Raw genomic sequence first — 15,960 nt, 5'->3', positions numbered from 1 at the left:
GAATCTTTCGAGACTACAAAGATCGAGCCGACGTGCGATTGGTCTACGTGCGCGAGGCGCATCCGTCGGACGGTTGGCAAGTTCCTCAGAACGAAACGCAAGGCGTCATTGTCAGAACTCCAAGGAGCCTTACGGAGCGAAACGAGGTCGCCGATACTTGCGCCGCTAAACTCAAACTCGATTTCCCGGTCGTCGTGGACGGCATAGACGATGCCGTTGAGAAAGCCTACGCCGGATGGCCCGACCGAATCTACGTGATCGACAAAACGGGCAAGATCGTCTATAAGGGCGCCCCTGGGCCTGCGGGGTTTAAGCCCAGGGAAGCCGAACAAGCGCTGATCGCGCTGTTAGAGCCGACCAAGCCTATTTGATCAGGCCGACCTCGCCGATCGTCCAACTATTGGCCGGTTCGGCCGTATCGAGCAGCGCGCCCAGATCGAGCAAAGAGATCATCTTGACTTTCGACGCATCGAACTTGCCGTCGCCTTTGCCCTTGGTGTCGTCGGTGATGGTCATCTCGGACCACTGGACTTCCCAAGTTGTAAAGCCCGATTCGCCACCTATGTCCTTGGTCATTGCCCACCGCTCGCCATCGGTCTCTTCCACGGTCAGCGCCATCGTGGTCGCAGCTCGGATCTTGATCTTGACCGAAACGCCTTTCGATCCAGCGGCGCGCTTGGGCGTCAAGCCGTGAAACACCGCGAACAGACCCTGATTCTCCTGGCGATATCGAACTTCCATCCCCTCGCCGACTTTGCTCAGAGCTACGTTCGCCGTCCCGCCCCACGATAAGTAGTCTCGCTTGAAGTCGTCTATGATCCGTTCGGCCCGTGCCGCGCGCGCGGGCGCCTTCTCAAGGCTCTCAAAATCGTCCAGCCACAGCATGTGCGTTCCCGGCATGGTGCCTAAGAGCATCCCCAGGTCGCTGTTTCCCGCCAGAATGCTGTAAAGGTCGACAAAGCCCATGCCCTCCATCTTCTCCATGTCGATCTTGCTGTTGACGATGGTCGCATCCTCTGCCAGTTCAAAGTCGGACAGCGCAAGGGTCGCCTGCTGCCACTGATTGCCCGACGACCAGAGCGAGACCACCCAGCGCTCGTCGCCCTGTTCGGAGAGCATGAACGCCAGAATGGTCGGTCGGTCGGTCTTGTACCAAAACCGAAAGCCCTGCGCGTAATACTCTACCGTCGGGTTGACTATGGCGTGGAGCTTGCCGCTGCCCGTTACATACGTGTAAACCAACGCCCGTTCGCCAGATTTCACATCGTTCGGGTTGCTCGTGCGCTCCGCCTTGCCGTCGGCGCCGGGCAAAATAATCCATCCCTCGTCCGAGTTCTCAAATCCCTGTACGCCTTTCTTCTGAGCAGGCTCCTGTCCCACCGTTGCAAATGCTATCGCTATCGCCAAACTCGCCCATATCGCTTTCATCAATGGCCTCCTAACCGACCAGTCTACACAATTCCCGACCTCGGGGTTTCGAATCGCAGGATTCGGGGGTGCCTCGATAGAAGGTATCGGTATGAAAGTTGGGATCATCACCTTTACCGACGGACGCAAACGAGTCGCCGACCGACTGCGCGAAGACTGCTTTCGGTTTCAGCGCCGGATATCAGGATGGTTGGCGCAAGAAGGCCATGACGTTGAAGAGGCCGAAGAGGTCGTTTGGAACTTTGCGACCGCGCGAAACGAGGCGGACCGCATGGCCGATTGCGATGCGGTCATCTTCAACTTCTGCGTCTGGTCTTATCCCGATTTTACGGCTCAAGCCGCCGCGCTCATCGACGCCCCCATCCTCTGCATGGGCAACATCAACCCGGCCTATCCCGGCTGGGTGGCCTTTTTCGCTTCGGCCGGCGCCCTGGACGAAATGGGGAGGCGATTCGGTCGTGCCTTAGGCGACGTTGCCGATCCAAAGGTACAAGCGTCCATTCGGGCCTTTTTGCGGGACAACGATCCTGACGAACGCATCGCAGGCGAAGAGGCCGCGGCAGAACTGTACGGACAGCGATACGGATGCGTGGACGGTCCATCGATGGGCATGTATACAGGCCACTTAGACCCTAGCCAATGGATGGAACAGTTCGGCGTTCATGTCTTTCACGTCTCGCAGCTGCGCTTGGCCTGGCTGGCCGAGAAGGTCTCGGCAGACCGGGTCGAAGCGGGTCTCCAGTGGCTTGAAGATTCGTGCGGCGAGATCCTCTGGAACGACGACCGCCTGAGACGAGGTTTGGACGGCCATTTGGCCAGACAAGTGCGCGTTTACCTCGCAATGAAAGACCTCTGCAGAGACGAGGGCCTCGACTTCTGCGGTCTGACCGGCCAATTAGACTATACGGAGTGGGACAAGGGTTGCACCATGGACGTGCCAGAAGCCCTGCTGAACGACACGGCCGATTGGGAGGAGGGCGATAAAGAACCGATCGTTTGCGCCACCGAGTGCGACTCCAACGGCGCTCTGACCATGCAAATCATGAAGCTCCTCAGCAGGACGCCCGTACTGTTTGCCGATCTGAGGCACTATCACGAGGAACTGCGAGTCTACGATCTGGTCAACTCCGGCCAGCACGCGCCTTGGTTCGCCCACCGAAGCGACAACTGGCGCGAGAACTGGAAGGAAGCGAGGCTGCATCCTTCCAACGAGATGTACTTCCCATGCGGCGGCGCTAGCGTGCAGTTCTACGCAGACCCGGCAGAGAGGGTTACCTTTGGCCGAATCACACGAAAGAGCGGAGCGCACCGGATGCACCTTCTTCGCGGGAGTTTCGAGAGATTCGGCTTTGAAGAGGACGAGCGTTTGGCTAAAATGACCACTTACGAATGGCCGCACGCTTACGCTCGATTCGACTGCTCTCCAGATACTTTGGCGGCAAACTTCTCGTGCAACCACATTCACGCCATCATTGGCGACCACATAGGCGCCCTTGTCTCGGCCTGCGAGAAATTGGGAATCGAGCCGATCGTGCTGGACTAGCGCTCTCGGCGGACTTCAAAGGAGAGCCGGAGCGGATCGGCAGCACGGATGTCGTCGCCGGCTCTGGCTGTGATTCGCACCTTTCCTCCAAGCCGGGCAATGCTCGTCGCGAGGTCCAGCAGCTGGTCGCCTGGCAGTTCGCCTATAAAAGGCTCTTCGGCACGAGGATCGAAGCGCGGTATCAGGCCCTCGTCGATCGCTCGGCTCCGTACTTCGTCCTTCAAAAACTGAAGCACCATGGTGAGCGCTTGGGCGGAACTATGCGGCTCGATCGACTCTGAAGCGATCTCCTCGCCCTTGCTAAATACTAGCGGATTGCGGAACAGCCGAATTTCGACCGGCACCGGCTCGCCGCGAACGGTGTTGATCAAAGAGACGACCAGCGCGGCGACCAGTCCGTCCGAACGGCCGATCTGATCGACGATCGCATCGATGCTCTCCTGCTCGGTGATAATATCCTGGCTGCCTTGAGGCGCCTTGTCTGGAATGAACACCGTCCGCCCCTTGTCGTTAGGCTCGGCCCCCATCTGTTGCGCCCTTTCGCCGCTGCTGTCCAGCGCCTCGCGGATCTGCTGCTCGATTCTAAACCGGCCGATCGTCGGATTTACGCTGATGCGTTGAATCTCTTCCCCTGTCCCATAGACCAATGGCTGTCGACGGAGCGTGGCAAACTCCAAGCCCGCTCCAGACACCAGCTCTCCGTATTCCGCTCTCAGCTTGGCGGCCTCATCCTTGACAGTCTGATTTTCCTGCCGTATTCGCTCGTTGTCCGCTTCAAGGCGCGAGTTGTCTTGCTTCAGCGTCAGATTCTGCCGCTCCAATGCGGCGTTTTCTCGTTCCAGGGCAACGTTGCGCAAGGACTGATCTTCGTATTCGGCCAGAAGATCTTGGTTTCGTGCCTCTGCCGTGCGAATATCCTCGCGCAGTGCAAGCAGGCGCTTGTTCGCCTCTTGTGCTTGATTCTGAGCCGTCGTGATTTGGGCGATCAGCCGACGCTGTTCGCTTCTTAGTCGTCGTATCTCAGACTGTTCCGCTACTAACTGACGCTCTGACTGAGCCAGTTCGGTCTGCGCGGACGCCAACCGGCCTACCAACTGTTCGACCTCTTTCGCCTTGGCGCCATACTCGGCCTGAAGCTTTGCGAACTCCTTTCGCCGAGCGTCTAAACTGAGCGCCAAGTCGTTGACCTGCTGACTGAGCGCAGCCCGCTCTTCCTGCAGGGCCCGGAGTTCCTTAGCATTGTGGCTGAGCTCGCTGACGATCCGATCGCCGCGCGTAATCCACACTCTGAACGACTCATTGATGACCGTCATAGCGACTACGGTGAACAAAACGAGCGCGGCGCCGTTGGCGGATGTGATAATGATCGCGGTGTACTTTGGACGGATGCCAAACAGGGTCAGTCGCCGCTTGCCGAAGCGCCGGCCTAACAGATCGCCCCAGTAAGCCAAGAGCCCCCCAAAAATTGCGAGGGCTACGACCACCAGCGCCATCGTCCAAGTCATTGGAGCCTACCCAACAGAGGCTTTGCTTTCCGCCCTCTGCTTGATGCCGTCAAGAATGCCCTGAAGATTCTGCTTTACCAAATGCTGAACCACGCGCTGGACTATGGGGCCCAACAGAGGTACCGAAAAGTCGTAATCCAAAATAGAGGTAAAGGCGCAACCGGAGCCGTTCGAAATGAACTGCCACTCGCCCTCCATTCGGTCGTAGTCGCCCTTCAATTGCCTAAACTTGCAAACGCGGGCGGCATCGTCCCAAACGTCCTCCTCGGTCCACTTGACGGTCAGTCGAAACTGCGGCACATAGCCGGCCCACTCGGTTACCGTGCGAGCGCCGTCGTCGCTGCGCTCTAGCACCTTTAACGACTTGACGTCCGGCATAAACTCGGGAAAGCTCTCAACGTCCTTCGCAATGGCATAGACGCGCTCTATGGGGGCGTCTATGTGGACGGTCAGTTCGATCTTGGGCATGGTCTATTGCGACTCGGCGCGCGCCTTTATCCCGTTCAAAAGCGCCTGCAGGTTTTCTTGAACAGCCTTTTGAGCCATCCCCTTGATCAGCACAGGCACCTTCAGCTCATACTTGGCGTCCAAAGACAAGCGGCTGCCGCTATCGGTTGGCGCTATAGACCACAAGCCGTGCAACTGCGCAACCGCTTCGCCAGCGGGACGAAACGAGAGAGTCAGGTTTTCGGGATCCCAGGTCTCTTCGCTGGTCCACTTCGTGTCGATGCCCAAACTCTGCACTTTTACCGTCCACTCGGTTACCGTTCGGCTGCCCTCTTCCGAGAGGCGCTTGACCGAGACAACGCTGGGAATGAAATCGGGGAAGCGCTCGGAATCGCGCAAAACGGCATAAACCTGGCGAGGTTCCGCGTTGATGTCGACCGAAAACTGGGCGCCGTCCATGAGCCGATTATACCTTTAGCGCACGAAGCCCGCGCTCAATTCGTCCAACCACCTCTCGATCCACCCGTTCAAAACGATCGGCTCTTGCTGCCTCAATTGTTCCAGGCTGCTCTGTATCCAATGGCGGGTCAATGTCCCATCGCCCGCCATCCGAACAGCCCGCAAGCCCACCGCGCAAAGCTCCTCTAACTTGAAAAGCCAGGGCTCGATCTCTTCCATCAGGGCAACGTTCTTGCAGCTCTGACGCAAATGCGCGCAGTCTCGTTCGATCCTGTCGAGTTCGGCACGGATCGGCTCCAGGTCGGCGGTTATCTGCCATTCCTCCACAAGCTTTGCAATCGGAGGGGGGTCGTTCGTCCAATGCCTCGTCCATTGGTTGGCATCGCAAAACGACAAAAACGGTTTCAAAGCGTCCGCTCCAACCAGATGCATGGCGCTGGTTCTCCGGCTCTCGATCGGATCGTAGGCTTCCGTGTTCCAAAGACAGTCGGCCATAGCCCCTACGGCCAATTTGGACGCTTCAGCCTGGTTCATCGGGTTCGAAAAGAGACCCTCAAGCCTCTTGAGCGTCTCCGGGCCGCGACCGTCGTAAGGAGCCATTAACAGCTTGCTCGTCTCGTAATCGTTGACCGGATAGTTCTCCCAAACCAGGGGTTTGCGACGGATCGAAGCTCCGAACGACTCGGCCTCCTCTGGCGTAATCTCCCTGGGCACCACCTTTCGGCCCGTCCACATGATGGAGATCGCAGGATCGGTCAGTCGGCCCAGTTCTTTCACGTAGGGCGGCTCCCCAACGTTGTGATAAAAAGTGGGGCACACCGAGAGCCAACTTTCGCCTTCTTCATTCTTTAACCACTGCCACAGCCGATTGGCCAGATCGGCGTGAGCCGCCGCCAACGATCCATAGGCAGCCTTGTCCGCGTCGTGCTGCAGTTCCTCTGGAATATCGTCTACCAGCAGGCCAAATCGTCGAACGCCCTGAGCCATGATGGCCTTGATTTTTGCCGTCAGCAGGTCGAATTCGGTTTGATCCGAATAGACCATCGACAAGCCAGGGCTGATGCAAAAGCAAAAGTCGATATAGTTTGCCCTTGCCCTCTCGATCAACTCGGTCAGTTGCTGAAACTCTTGATCCGGGTAAGGCTCCCGCCAAAGCTCGCGATGATAGGGATCGTCCTTTGGCGCATACAGGAAGAGATTCATCTTGCGGGCGCCGATGAAATCGATCATGCCCAACCGCGCCTGGTGCGACCACGGCGTGCCGTAGAAACCCTCGATAACGCCTCGCAAGGGCGCCGACGGAGAATCTTCGACCGTCATAGTCGTCAAAGCCGTTTGATCCCAGGTCTGCAACAATGTCTGAACAGCGTAAAACGCCCCTCTTGGCTCGCTGGCCCAAATCCTAATCCAGGCGTTCTCAATCGTCAGCCGATAAGCCTCTGGAGCGAGCGATTCGTCCCTCTCGATCGAGCATGTCCAGCCGCCGTACGCCTCGCCCAGATCGGACAACGGCTGATAAGATGCTTCCCAGCCGGGAGGCGCTTTAATAGATCGACAGCCGGCAAAGGGCAAACGCTCTCCGTGCGCCTCTACGGAGCGCGGAACCGGACAAAATGAGAAGCCGCTCATCGATCGCTAAACTAAAGCGCGTATCGCATCGAGCGCGGCATCATAGTTCGGATGCGTGCCAATCTCCGGCAGGTATTCCGCATAGCGAACAACGCCTCGAGCGTCCACGACGAACAAAGCGCGAGACAGCCACCGTGTTTCCTTGACCAATGTGCCGAAAGCCGAGCCGAACGATGCGTCCCGATGATCGGACAGGACTTGTACTCGGTCGATTCCCTCGGCATCGCAAAACCTCTTCTGTCCGAAAGGCAAGTCCATGCTGATCGTCAGGATGGCTACGGCAGGAGGGAGGTTTGCCGCTTCCTCGTTGAACCGACGAGTTTGCGCCGAGCAAATACCAGTCTCGACCGACAAAATCGAGTTTATGATCATGGGACGCCCTTGAAAGTCGGCCAGCGAAACAGTCTTGTGATCGGCATCGACCACGGTGAAACCGGGCGCTGGGTCGCCAGGCGTAAGTTCTGGCCCTATCAACGTCAATGGATTGCCTTTGAAAGTCGTCTTGCGAGTGTCGTTCATATTCGCTTCCGAGTATACCAGCCGAGAAGTTAATCGAAGTTTAACCCTCGGCCATAGGGATTTGTACGGATACGCCGAATATAGAGGGTAGACGGGACGAATCGATGAAGATGCCAATAGAACTCGAGCTTCATTTGATGCGGCGGCTGGTAACGCGAGAGCGCCAGCGGCTCGAGGCTGGCCATGGGCATCGCGGGCGATACCAGCGCCGCCTCCAAAGGCTTATCCAATTGGAAAGCCTGCGCCGAACCTCGCGCCCGGTGCGACTGCGCATCACCGCTTAGTGTAGATTCATGGCGTGCTCGAGCCGATCTTAGAGTTTGACCGCCGCCTTTTCCTTTACCTGTTCGAGAATCTCCGCGCAGACTGGCTATCGCCCGTCATGATCTTTCTGTCAGAGGGTTTCAAGACACGGCCCCTTCGAATCTTCGCGCTCCTGCTGTGGCTATGGATGATCGCACGGGGCGGAAAGTTTCGGCTCTGGGCTCTGCTGTTGCTGCCGGCGTTAATCGTTGCAAACGAAGCCTGCGACCTTCTCAAGGCCTGGACCGGTCGCGAGCGGCCTTGCGTCGCGCTTCCCATCGAAGCGCTCACAGGCAAATTGACGTCCGGCTCCTTCCCTTCGGCGCATGCGGCCAATATGGCGACGATAGTCGGCCTGGCAGGAGCCGTCTGGGGCCGACGAATCGTGCTCTGCTTGCTTGCCGTCCCCTTTCTGGTGGGCCTGTCTCGCATCTATGTCGGCGTGCACTACCCTTTGGACGTTCTGGGCGGCTGGGCGCTGGGCGGCGCGGTCGGCTTGGGAACGGGCTTAGCTTGGCTCGCTATGGCGAAGCGGCCAAAGCCCGACGCAGAATCGCAAGACCCGCCTCCGCCTGAGAGTCCTGCAGAATCAGCGGAGGCGTAATCTCGATCACATCGCCTGCGCCCGCCTGAATCAGGATCAAGCCCTTTTGAAGGCAATCGACGACCACCTTCCAGCCCCGCTCGGCGCCGCCCTCGATCTCAACGCCGATCATTAACCCTTTGCCTCGGACCGCCTTCGCGCCCGGCATCGACTCCAGTTCCTTCCTCATAGCATCGCCTAGCGTTGAGGCCCTCTCAAGCAAATGAAGCCGCTCGATTTCGTTGAAGACCGTTAGCGCGATCGTGCAGGCCAAGGGATGGCCCAAGAAGGTGCTCGTGTGCCGCGCCTCGCCGGTCGATTCGCCCCAGGCGGCCATCGTTTCGACGCCGCCGACGCACGCAGACAAAGGCAGACCCCCGCCCAGCGCCTTGCCGACGCAATAAACATGGGCACAGTCGCAATCGAACCATCGGCCCGTCCGCCCCATGCCGCAAAACACCTCGTCCGCGATCAGCAGCGCTCCGTGTCGATCGCACAAAGCCCGCAACTGCTTATCCCATCCAGACGGCGGCACGCGGATTCCGCCTCGGCCCTGAATGGGCTCAAAGAGGACCGCGCCATAGTCGCCTGTGGCCAATGCGCGCTCGACCTCGTCAACTTCTCCATAAGTTGCAAATCGAGCGGGCGATTCGACAAACGGCTCGCGAAACTCTTTCCTCCACGTAGCCCGCAACGCCCCTAAGGTCATCCCATGGTAAGCGCCCTCGAATGCGAGGAGGCCCTTTCGACCGGTCGCCAAGAGCGCAGTCTTGAGCGCAATCTCGACCGCTTCCGCGCCAGTGCTGGCAAAAATGACCCGGCCGTCTTCTAATGGCAACCGTTTCAGAAGTTCTCTCGCAGCGGCGATCTTCGCTTGGGACGGGTGCACGTCGCCCATGCCGTGAACCAACTTGCCTGCCTGACGACGAATCGTTCGTACGATCGCAGGCCAGCAATGCCCCAACGGAAGCGCCCCAAACGAGGCCGCGAAATCCAAGTACCAGTTCCGATCGGCGTCCTGAATCAGACAGCCTTGCCCGCGCTGCCAAACGACGGGAAAACTCTCCGAGAAGAACGTTACTTCGGCGCACTCTGTCTCGCGAAGCTGCTTGATCAGCGCCTTGGATCGCGGACCGGGCACGGGCGTCCGGACTTTGGGCAACAGTCGCTGGCGTCGATGGCGCATGATGAAAGCAGGCGGCCGAAACGGCCGCCCGCGGCTCTAACAATCGTAATAGAGCACAAACTCGTAGGGATGCGGGCGCAGAGCGATCGCATCGGCTTCGTGCTTGCGCTTATACTCAATGTAAGTCTCGATCAGGTCTGGGGTAAAGACGCCGGCCTTCATCAAGAACTCGCAATCGCTCTCTAACGCATTTAGGGCGGCCGTCAAATCGCCCGGAGTCGTCGCGATGCCCCGCTTCTCGTCCGGAGGCAGCTCGTAGATATCCTTATCGACAGGATCGGGCGGCACGATTCGGTTTTGAATGCCGTCCATCCCCGCCATCAACAATGCGGCAAACGTCAGATAGGGATTGCAGCTTGGGTCCGGCGCCCGAAACTCGATGCGCCGCGCCTTTGGCGATTTTGAATAGGTCGGAATGCGCACGCAGGCGCTTCGGTTTCTCTGACTATAGACCAAGTTGATCGGCGCCTCGTACCCGGGCACAAGGCGACGATAACTGTTGGTCGTCGGCGCCGCAAAGGCCAACAGAGCGGGCGCGTGCTTCAGCAGTCCGCCGATGTAAAAAAGCGCCGTTTCGGAGAGCATGGCATAGCCCCTCTCGTCGTACATCAGGTTCGTGTCGCCGCTCCAGAGGCTTTGGTGGCAGTGCATCCCCGAGCCGTTGTCCTGAAAGATCGGCTTTGGCATAAAGGTAACCGTCAGCCCGTTCCGATGCGCAACGTTCTTGACGATATACTTATAAAGTTGCACCCGGTCGGCCGTTTTGGTCAGGGTGTCGTACTTGATGTCGATCTCGGCCTGTCCTGCGGCGCCCACTTCGTGATGCTGCACCTCTACAGGGATGCCGGCCTCCAACAGCGTCAGCATCATCTCCGTGCGCACGTCTTGAAACTTGTCGTTCGGCGAAACGGGGAAGTAGCCGCCCTTCGGCCTCATCTTGTAAGCAAGATTCGGCCCCTCGTCCTCGCCCATGTTCCAAAACGCCTCTTCCGAATCGAGTTGAAAGAAGCCAAAGTTTGGACCTTGATCGAACCGAGCGTCGTTCAAGATGTGAAACTCCATCTCCGGCCCAAAGTAGGCGGCGTCTGCAAAACCGGAGCCTCGCAAATAGGTCTCTGCCTTCCTCGCCACATATCGAGGATCGCGAGAATAGGGCTCTCGGGTGATCGGGTCCTCTATGTTGCAGACGATGCTGACCGTTGCGACTTCGGTAAACGGATCCATCACCACGGTAGACGGATCCGGAACCAGCAGCATGTCCGAGGCTTCGATCGATTGAAAGCCCCGAATAGAGCTGCCGTCAAATCCGATGCCCTCCTCGAACAGCGATTCGGAAAGCAGGTCGATCGGACCGGAAAAATGGTGCCAAGCGCCAAAGAGATCGGTGAATTTGAAATCGACGACGCGAGCTTCGTGAGATCGGGCAAAATCAATCGCTTGCCTAGCGTTCATTGCGCGGGCCTCCTCCCCAAGATTTCGACCGCCCAAAAAAGACAAAGACGCCCTCGATCCTGCGTCGGAAGGCGTCTGTTAGGCGTCATTGCCGGGACGGTCAATTATAGCAGTTTCAGCGTCGCGGTGTCAAGCGTGCAATTCTCTTACGGCCTCCGCAATGCGCTCCAACCCGCGTCGAATCACATCTTCGTGAGAAGCATAGGAAAGACGAACGAACCCAGGCGCCATAAACGCCTCGCCCGGCACGACCGCTACTCTTGCCTTCTCCAATAGGTGCTCGCACAAGTCGGTCGAGCAGCTCACCTTGCCGCCGAACAGGGCCTGAACGTTGGTCAACGCATAGAACGCGCCCTGAGGCATGGCGCAGCTCAGCCCGTCAATTTCGTTGAGGCCTTCCACCATGATGCGGCGGCGCGAATCGAACGCCTTGTTCATCTTCTCGATCCAGTCCGGCGGGCTGTTCAGCGCGCCGATAGCCGCATACTGGGAGATGGTGCAAGGATTGGAGGTCGCTTGATCCTGCAAGCAGGACATCGCCTTGGCAATCTCCAATGGAGCGGCCGCATAGCCCAAGCGCCATCCGGTCATCGCATAGGTCTTCGATACGCCATTGATCGTAACCGTTCGATCGTAGGCATCCTGACTAAGACCTGCAATGCTGACCGCCTGCCCGCCATCGTAAACAAGATGCTCATAGATTTCGTCGGAGATCAAGTAGAGCCCGTGCTCGCTAGCGATCCGAACGAGCGATTCGAGAGTCTCTTTGGGCCAAGCCGCTCCGGTCGGATTGTTAGGCGAATTGACGATAATGACCTTCGTCTTGGGAGTGATCGCTCTTCTTACGGCCTCTTCTCGAGGGACAAAACCGTCCGATTCGAGCGTCTCGACAAAGACGGGCCTTCCGCCCGCCAGAATGGTCTGCTCCGGATAAGTTACCCAGCAAGGAGTCGGGATAATCGCCTCGTCGCCCGGGTTGACCAGAGCCATGATCGCGTTGTAAACGCTGTGCTTGGCGCCACAACTGGCCACTATCTGGCCGGGCGAGTACTCCAGATCGTTTTCGCGCCTCAACTTCTGCGCGATAGCCTCCCGCAGTTCGGGCACGCCGGCAGATGCCGTGTACTTGGTGTAGCCTGCGTGAATCGCCTCGATCGCCGCGCCCTTGATGAACTCTGGAGTATCAAAATCGGGCTCGCCCGCTGTGAACGCGATCACATCGATGCCGTCGCGCCGCATCTGCTGCGCGCGGGCCGTCAGCGCAAGGGTGGGCGATGGATTGATCAATGAAACGCGATCGGCAAGCAAGTTCCCCTCCGTAACGAAGGGGATTATACAGCATGGCCCTAGCGATGAGCAGGATAACGATGCCGCCCCTCGAATCCCCATCATGCGAGGTGCTGGCAATGGATTCAAAAAAGAAGCCCGTCAAGAAACAAAAAGAAGAGGGCGACGGCGTCAGCCGAAGAGACTTTATACGCGGGGTCGGCGGCGCCATCGCCGGCATGGCCATCGTTGCATCGCCCGGCGAGGCCAAATCGCGCTCCAAACGGAAGGCACAGCCTGTTCTGGGAATCAAGGGCCCGGTCGGATTTAACCTAAAGATTAACGGCCAAACGCACCGCCTTCTCGTCGAACCGAGGGTAACTCTTCTGGACGCTCTGCGGGAGAAACTGAAACTAACGGGCGCAAAGCGCATTTGCGACCGAGGCTCCTGCGGCGGATGCACCGTGCTGATGGACGGCCTCCCGGTCTACGCCTGCATGATGCTGGCCATCGATGCCCAAGGCAAAGAAATCTCAACCGTCGAGGGCCTTGCGCCAGAAAACCGAATGACGCCTCTCCAATCGGCATTTGTCGAAAAAGACGCGCTGATGTGCGGATTCTGCACCCCGGGCTTCGTCATGTCGCTCACCGCGCTGCTAAGGTCCAATCCGAACCCGACGGAAGAGGAGATCAAGAACGCCATCCGCGGCAACGTCTGCCGATGCGGCACCTATCCGCGAATCATCGAAGCCGCCTTGGCCTCGGCAAGAAGAAGATGAACGCCGCCCAATCGGAAACGATCTACTACGTTACGGATCTGAACGCCGCCGTGAAGTTCTACACGGAGACTCTCGGTTTTCGACTGGTCGGTCAATACGATTGGGGATGGGCAGAATTGGAGATCGACGAAAGCAGCCGAATCGGGCTGATGGCGCAAAACTGCTGGCCAGACCCGAAGAACAAGCCCGCGCCCAGAATTTCGCTGCACAGCGAAGACATCGAATCGGTGGTTTCTGATCTGAGGTCGAAAGGCGTCGAGGTCGAACCCATCTCAGGGGATCCCGGCGAAACAAGAGCGACGAGTTTCAAAGACCTGGACGGAAACGAGTTCTTTTTATGGCAAGGAGACGACTCCCAGGCCGACTAATGCGAGGTAACGAAAATGCCCGAAATCCAAGATCCTAAACTAAAGAAGATAACGGTTACGATTACCGAAGGCGGCCAGACCAAAGAGATCGAAGTCGAGGTGCCCGACGAAGGCGACCTCGCTTGGCCGGATCAAGCCAAAACAAAGTATTTGGGCAAACCGGTTCAGCGATTGGACGGCCCGAGCAAAGTAACCGGACGCGCCAAATATAGCTACGACATGGTGCTGCCCGACATGCTCTATGGCGTCTTTCTGCGTTCGCCGCACGCCCGCGCCCGAGTAACCAATCTCGACGCCTCGGCCGCCGAAGCCCATCCCGGCGTCAAAGCCGTCTTGACCAATTTCAGCCGAGAAGTCCGCTTCGCCGGACAAGAACTTGCCGCAGTGGCCGCCGTCTCCGAAGAGGCCGCTCGTGATGCGATCAAACTGATCAAGGTCGATTACGAAGTCCTGCCCCACAGCGCATCGGTCAAGGTCGCACGGCGGCAGGGCGCTCCTCAAGTCGGCAGAGACGAAAGCAACGTCCGCGAAGGGCAAGCCCGCGAACAGGGCAACGTGGACGAGGCCTTTGGACAGGCTAAAGCCACCGTCGAAGCCGAGTACTCCGTTCCGATCCGCCTGCACGCCTCGCTCGAGACGCACGGACTGGTCGCACAATGGGAAGGCGACGACAAAGTCAACATCTGGGCATCCACCCAATCCGTGTTCGGCGTTCGAGACGAAATCGCCAATGCCATGCAGGTCAGCCCGCAGAACGTCCGCGTATTGTGCGACTACATGGGCGGCGGCTTCGGATCCAAGTTTGGCGCAAGAGTCGAAGGCGTAACGGCTGCTCGTCTCGCTCGAATGGCCAAAGCCCCCGTCAAGATGATGCTCGATCGATACGAAGAGCACACCGCCACTGGCAACGGCCCGAACGCTCATGCCAAGGTCAAAGCCGCTTGCGACGCCGAGGGCAAACTGATCGCCTTTGAAGCGACCTGCTGGGGCACCTCAGGACCGAGCAGCGGCTGGGGCCTGCCCATGCCCTACATCTATCGCGTTCCCAACTCTCGCATCAAACTCCAAACCGTCGTCACCAACTCGGGAGCGGCGGCCGCCCTCCGGGCGCCCATGCACCCGCAAGCCTCCTTCATCATGGAAAGCGCCATGGACGAGCTGGCCTACAAAGCTGGCATCGACCCGCTCAAGTTTCGGATCGACAACGACGCCAGCCAAGTTCGGCGCAAACAGTTCGAACTGGGCGCCGAGATGTTCGGTTGGGGCAAAAGGAACCCCAAGCCCGGCGCCGATACGGGCCGATACCGCAAAGGCATGGGAGTCGGCGCTGCTCAGTGGGGCGGCGGCGGGGGCGGCGGATCTTCGCCTTCCGTAACTATCCACAAAAACGGAACCGTAACCTCTCGCCTGGGCACGCAAGATTTAGGCACAGGCACCCGTACCTACATCGCTATGATCGTGGCCGAAACCCTGGGCATCCCTATGGATCGCGTTACATCGCTCATCGGCGATTCGCAGTTCGGCTTCTCCGGCGGAAGCGGAGGCAGCACGACCACCCCCAGCGTGGCGCCCGCCGTCAAAGCGGCGGCAGAAGCGGCCAAATCGCAACTGATAGGAATCGTGGCGACAAAGCTCAAGGCCGATCCAAAAACGCTCAAATGGGAAGACGGCACGCTCGTGGCGGGCACAAGACGCCTGGGCTTCAACGAAGCCTGCGCCTATCTCGATGCTGACGGCGTAACGGCGCAAGGTCGATGGGTCGGCGCGCTGCAGGGCGGCTCGGTCGCAGGCTGCCAGTTCGCCGAGGTCGAGGTCGATACCTGGACCGGTCGCGTCAAACCGCTTCGGGTGCTGGCCATCCAAGACGCGGGCTATGTGCTGAACAAACTTGCATTGGAAAGCCAAATCATCGGCGGAGTGGTGCAGGGCATCGGTATGGCGCTCACCGAAGACCGCATCATGGACGACCAAACCGGACGATCGCCCAACCCCGGCATGGAAGGCTACAAACTGCCCGGAATCCTGGAAATGCCCAAGATCGACGTGCACGTTTACGAAAACCCGACCGGGCGCGTGTCGGGCTTCGCCGAGGCGCCCGTCATCCCGACCGCCGCAGCCATCGCCAACGCCGTCTACCACGCCACGGGCTTCCGCGTCCGCCACCTCCCGCTGACCCCCTGGCGCGTGCTGGAGGCTATGGGTTTGGTGGAGGAGTGATCCGGCTCTAGTTGCAAAAGCCTCTTTGAAGCCTCCATGCCCGCAGGTACCGCCGGCGTCCCCGCCGGCCTTCTTTCCAATGCCTCCACACCCACCGTTTGGTGTGGAGGCATCCCAGAGTGCGCTCAAGAGGGCTGGCGAGACGCCGGCGGTACTATGTTTTCCATCCCCGTTTAGTCGGGCGCCGGGTCGGGAGATGTCAACCCTTGATCTTGTCGATCAGGGATAGGGTCGCCATCAGGCGGCGGTAGGCTTGCTGGTGCGCTCGGCGGCGGG

16 protein-coding genes are annotated in these 15,960 nt (G+C 58.9%); 7 read left to right on the top strand and 9 right to left on the bottom strand.

Annotation, left to right across the window (positions count from 1 at the left end; genetic code table 11):
* Positions 1–2 precede the first annotated feature (2 nt).
* Positions 3–371 carry a deiodinase gene (locus HUU60_04425; GenBank protein NUL81957.1) on the top strand — a complete coding sequence of 123 codons (369 nt, stop codon included), beginning with the start codon at positions 3–5 and terminating at the stop codon, positions 369–371.
* On the opposite strand, the gene HUU60_04420 is transcribed toward HUU60_04425, so the two are convergent.
* The gene (locus HUU60_04420; protein NUL81956.1) at positions 364–1,428 is read right to left on the bottom strand and encodes a hypothetical protein; all 1,065 of its coding nucleotides are present in this window, start codon (positions 1,426–1,428) and stop codon (positions 364–366) included. The two genes, HUU60_04425 and HUU60_04420, sit on opposite strands and share 8 nt — an antisense overlap.
* Before the next feature lie 91 nt (positions 1,429–1,519).
* Between HUU60_04420 and HUU60_04415 the strand changes: the two genes are divergently transcribed.
* Complete coding sequence (locus HUU60_04415; GenBank protein NUL81955.1) at positions 1,520–2,971, top strand: fucose isomerase; 1,452 nt, start codon at positions 1,520–1,522, stop codon at positions 2,969–2,971.
* Here the strand turns inward: HUU60_04415 and HUU60_04410 are convergent.
* From HUU60_04410 to tpx, 5 genes are read right to left on the bottom strand one after another with little or no spacing between them, the layout of a single operon-like run.
* Positions 2,968–4,476 (bottom strand): DUF3084 domain-containing protein, encoded by a 1,509-nt coding sequence (locus HUU60_04410; GenBank protein NUL81954.1) that lies wholly within the window; start codon positions 4,474–4,476, stop codon positions 2,968–2,970. The genes HUU60_04415 and HUU60_04410 overlap by 4 nt on opposite strands.
* A gap of 6 nt (positions 4,477–4,482) precedes the next feature.
* Entirely contained in the window at positions 4,483–4,944 is a 462-nt protein-coding gene (locus HUU60_04405; GenBank protein ID NUL81953.1) for an SRPBCC family protein, read from the bottom strand.
* Between the two features lie 3 nt (positions 4,945–4,947).
* Positions 4,948–5,382, bottom strand: coding sequence for an SRPBCC family protein (locus tag HUU60_04400; protein ID NUL81952.1), 435 nt, complete (start codon positions 5,380–5,382; stop codon positions 4,948–4,950).
* 15 nt (positions 5,383–5,397) lie between these two features.
* The gene (locus HUU60_04395) at positions 5,398–7,011 is read right to left on the bottom strand and encodes a beta-N-acetylglucosaminidase domain-containing protein (GenBank protein ID NUL81951.1); all 1,614 of its coding nucleotides are present in this window, start codon (positions 7,009–7,011) and stop codon (positions 5,398–5,400) included.
* 6 nt (positions 7,012–7,017) lie between these two features.
* Complete coding sequence (gene tpx, locus HUU60_04390) at positions 7,018–7,530, bottom strand: thiol peroxidase (GenBank protein ID NUL81950.1); 513 nt, start codon at positions 7,528–7,530, stop codon at positions 7,018–7,020.
* 104 nt (positions 7,531–7,634) lie between these two features.
* On the opposite strand from tpx, the gene HUU60_04385 reads away from it, so the two are divergent.
* Complete coding sequence (locus HUU60_04385) at positions 7,635–7,814, top strand: hypothetical protein (GenBank protein NUL81949.1); 180 nt, start codon at positions 7,635–7,637, stop codon at positions 7,812–7,814.
* 14 nt (positions 7,815–7,828) lie between these two features.
* Positions 7,829–8,437, top strand: coding sequence for a phosphatase PAP2 family protein (locus HUU60_04380; protein ID NUL81948.1), 609 nt, complete (start codon positions 7,829–7,831; stop codon positions 8,435–8,437).
* On the opposite strand, the gene HUU60_04375 is transcribed toward HUU60_04380, so the two are convergent.
* The 3 genes from HUU60_04375 to HUU60_04365 all read right to left on the bottom strand — a co-directional run bounded on the left by HUU60_04375 (position 8,355) and on the right by HUU60_04365 (position 12,443).
* Positions 8,355–9,602: an aspartate aminotransferase family protein gene (locus HUU60_04375; protein NUL81947.1), complete on the bottom strand. Its 1,248-nt coding sequence runs from the start codon at positions 9,600–9,602 to the stop codon at positions 8,355–8,357. The two genes, HUU60_04380 and HUU60_04375, sit on opposite strands and share 83 nt — an antisense overlap.
* A 36-nt stretch (positions 9,603–9,638) precedes the next feature.
* Positions 9,639–11,054 carry a type I glutamate--ammonia ligase gene (glnA, locus tag HUU60_04370; protein NUL81946.1) on the bottom strand — a complete coding sequence of 472 codons (1,416 nt, stop codon included), beginning with the start codon at positions 11,052–11,054 and terminating at the stop codon, positions 9,639–9,641.
* A 129-nt stretch (positions 11,055–11,183) separates the two neighbouring features.
* Positions 11,184–12,443 carry a pyridoxal phosphate-dependent aminotransferase gene (locus HUU60_04365; protein NUL81945.1) on the bottom strand — a complete coding sequence of 420 codons (1,260 nt, stop codon included), beginning with the start codon at positions 12,441–12,443 and terminating at the stop codon, positions 11,184–11,186.
* On the opposite strand from HUU60_04365, the gene HUU60_04360 reads away from it, so the two are divergent.
* The 3 genes from HUU60_04360 to HUU60_04350 are packed head-to-tail and all read left to right on the top strand — an operon-like array spanning position 12,422 to position 15,684.
* Positions 12,422–13,099, top strand: a complete 678-nt coding sequence (locus HUU60_04360; GenBank protein NUL81944.1) for a (2Fe-2S)-binding protein — start codon at positions 12,422–12,424, stop codon at positions 13,097–13,099. The two genes, HUU60_04365 and HUU60_04360, sit on opposite strands and share 22 nt — an antisense overlap.
* Positions 13,096–13,467 carry a VOC family protein gene (locus HUU60_04355; GenBank protein ID NUL81943.1) on the top strand — a complete coding sequence of 124 codons (372 nt, stop codon included), beginning with the start codon at positions 13,096–13,098 and terminating at the stop codon, positions 13,465–13,467. The genes HUU60_04360 and HUU60_04355 overlap by 4 nt, the downstream gene beginning before the upstream one ends.
* 15 nt (positions 13,468–13,482) lie before the next feature.
* Complete coding sequence (locus tag HUU60_04350; protein ID NUL81942.1) at positions 13,483–15,684, top strand: xanthine dehydrogenase family protein molybdopterin-binding subunit; 2,202 nt, start codon at positions 13,483–13,485, stop codon at positions 15,682–15,684.
* Positions 15,685–15,960 lie beyond the last annotated feature (276 nt).

Source organism: Armatimonadota bacterium, from assembly GCA_013359125.1.
In the GTDB taxonomy this organism is placed as follows: domain Bacteria; phylum Armatimonadota; class Fimbriimonadia; order Fimbriimonadales; family GBS-DC; genus JABWCR01.
The sequence above is the reverse complement of the archived record's forward strand: the minus strand, read 5'-3'. Positions and strand labels throughout refer to the sequence as shown.

What these genes read in the sequence shown, in the direction of transcription:
- HUU60_04355 (NUL81943.1), top strand. Translation starts at nt 13,096, where the DNA reads ATGAACGCCGCCCAATCGGAAACGATCTACTACGTTACGGATCTGAAC.
- HUU60_04415 (NUL81955.1), top strand. Translation starts at nt 1,520, where the DNA reads ATGAAAGTTGGGATCATCACCTTTACCGACGGACGCAAACGAGTCGCC.
- HUU60_04395 (NUL81951.1), bottom strand. Translation starts at nt 7,011, where the DNA reads ATGAGCGGCTTCTCATTTTGTCCGGTTCCGCGCTCCGTAGAGGCGCAC.
- HUU60_04410 (NUL81954.1), bottom strand. Translation starts at nt 4,476, where the DNA reads ATGACTTGGACGATGGCGCTGGTGGTCGTAGCCCTCGCAATTTTTGGG.
- HUU60_04405 (NUL81953.1), bottom strand. Translation starts at nt 4,944, where the DNA reads ATGCCCAAGATCGAACTGACCGTCCACATAGACGCCCCCATAGAGCGC.
- HUU60_04420 (NUL81956.1), bottom strand. Translation starts at nt 1,428, where the DNA reads ATGAAAGCGATATGGGCGAGTTTGGCGATAGCGATAGCATTTGCAACG.
- glnA (NUL81946.1), bottom strand. Translation starts at nt 11,054, where the DNA reads ATGAACGCTAGGCAAGCGATTGATTTTGCCCGATCTCACGAAGCTCGC.
- HUU60_04350 (NUL81942.1), top strand. Translation starts at nt 13,483, where the DNA reads ATGCCCGAAATCCAAGATCCTAAACTAAAGAAGATAACGGTTACGATT.
- HUU60_04360 (NUL81944.1), top strand. Translation starts at nt 12,422, where the DNA reads ATGCCGCCCCTCGAATCCCCATCATGCGAGGTGCTGGCAATGGATTCA.
- tpx (NUL81950.1), bottom strand. Translation starts at nt 7,530, where the DNA reads ATGAACGACACTCGCAAGACGACTTTCAAAGGCAATCCATTGACGTTG.
- HUU60_04375 (NUL81947.1), bottom strand. Translation starts at nt 9,602, where the DNA reads ATGCGCCATCGACGCCAGCGACTGTTGCCCAAAGTCCGGACGCCCGTG.
- HUU60_04385 (NUL81949.1), top strand. Translation starts at nt 7,635, where the DNA reads ATGAAGATGCCAATAGAACTCGAGCTTCATTTGATGCGGCGGCTGGTA.
- HUU60_04365 (NUL81945.1), bottom strand. Translation starts at nt 12,443, where the DNA reads ATGGGGATTCGAGGGGCGGCATCGTTATCCTGCTCATCGCTAGGGCCA.
- HUU60_04400 (NUL81952.1), bottom strand. Translation starts at nt 5,382, where the DNA reads ATGGACGGCGCCCAGTTTTCGGTCGACATCAACGCGGAACCTCGCCAG.